Origin of the sequence: Pseudomonas sp. IT-347P (assembly GCF_949768005.1) — a bacterium.
In the GTDB taxonomy this organism is placed as follows: Bacteria; Pseudomonadota; Gammaproteobacteria; order Pseudomonadales; family Pseudomonadaceae; genus Aquipseudomonas.
In genome coordinates, this window is the sequence record NZ_CATKPQ010000019.1 from 1 (window position 1) to 1,768 (window position 1,768).

Here is a 1,768-nt window from a genome sequence, read left to right on the forward strand (position 1 = left end):
CAGAACCCTCACCTTTTCGAATGCAGTGACGCCGGTTATCTCCTCGATTACCGATTCCAAGGGCGTGGATATCCCTCACAACGCTTTCACGATCGACAGAACCCTCAAGCTGACCGGCACCGCGACATCGCGTCTGAAGGTCCAGGTTCTGAATGATATGACGCCGATAGGTACCGCCGAAGTCGATGGCGGTAACGGCAAGTGGCAACTGGAAGCGAAAGACCTGAGCCTGGCAGTGCACAACTTCAAGGCCAAGGCGTTGTATGGAACGGAACCGGTGTCGGCGGTCAGGACGTTGACTGTGACTGAGGCCACTGCGCCTACGCTGACTTCCGTGAAAGGCTCGCCGAGCGGCAATGACATTCCGCAGAACGGATTTACAACAGAAACCGCTGTGACGTTGTCTGGGGTCGCCGCCAAAGGCCTGGAGGTTGAATTATTTGACGGGATGACCACCAAGGGCCGGTCAAGGGCCAATGCCGCAGGCATCTGGGAAATGCCCGTGACAGGCCTGAGTTTTGGCGCGCATAGTTTCAAGGCCAAGGCATTGTACGCACCAGGTGCGGAATCCGATGCCAGAACCCTCGTTGTAGCGTATTTCCATAGTTGGGACGGAGTATCCCTTGGTATCCCTCCAACCCAAATCCCCCAAACCTACCCCTCTGGGTTGATACTTACCATTTTGAAGAATCCCGGACATTTCTATCCGCAGAGCGCCTACCCCACTTTTACCACGGTCATGCTGGATGGCGGGAGAGTGGCCCTAGACGTAACGGCCAACTCGGCTGTACGTTTTTCTTTCGGCGGGAACATCCTGGGCTTCGTATTTAGCATCAACAGTGGTGGAAGAGACGGGAATACTTTCCGAATCTTCCGGCCAAACGGTACCGCTATGCATTCAGGTAGAATTCCGGCGGGGGGTGTACCCTTTACTTATACCTCGTCAGGAGAACCAATTAGTACCGTAGAGCTTAGCGGTAGTGGGGAAAATGTCGGTTGGGACACCGGGTTCGGCATAACTGATGTGTACTGGTTTACGGCCACATGACCTGACTCCGTCAGGTATTTGGCAATGGGGCGTTATCGGGGCCAGACCACGGTTCCGATTTTTAGACTAAACGTCGCAGCCTTCGGCAACTCAGATAACTGTGTAAAAGTTGCCGAAAGTTGCGATTTTTTTGGGGCCAACTGGTGGAAGGCAGCCGGAGTCGAACCTGCCCGGGAACGGATGCCGTCCCCAACCGGGGTGCCATTTGGGGACGGATTTATTTAACCAGTGATTTAAACAGCGGGGGTTGATCCAGGTTTTTGTGCTGACAGAGATGGCCCTTTCGCGAGCAAGCTCGCTCCCACAGGGAAACGCATTCCCAATGTGGGAGCGGGCTTGCTCGCGAAGGGGCCAGTGAAATCAGCACAAAGCACCTTTTAAACTCAGGTGTTTAAAAGACACCTTCAGACACGCCTTTCAGGCTACAAATCCTTGCGCCATTGCCTACAGCTACGCCAGAATCCGCCGGCTTGTGCGCCTTGGGGGCGGGTTCTATTGTGGTTCGGTCGCTGACAAATCAGCGATCGGGTTTAGCGACCCGGATCTTAAATAGGTGCATCAGCGTTCCACGCTTCGTCGCAGGCTCAATGTCCGCGACTCCGCTATGGTGGCTGTATGCGGGAGACCTTCGGGTCTGCCGGGTGCCTATAACCGGTTCGCTAACCTGCGTACAGCCGCCACCTTACTGTTTAGCGACAGTGCCTGACGGCTCCACTTAAT

General features: G+C 55.0%; 1 pseudogene. It reads left to right on the top strand.

Going from position 1 to position 1,768, the window contains the following annotated elements:
- A pseudogene (locus ACM6IV_RS08840) lies at window positions 1-1,048 on the top strand (hypothetical protein); the annotation flags it as partial.
- Window positions 1,049-1,768 lie beyond the last annotated feature (720 nt).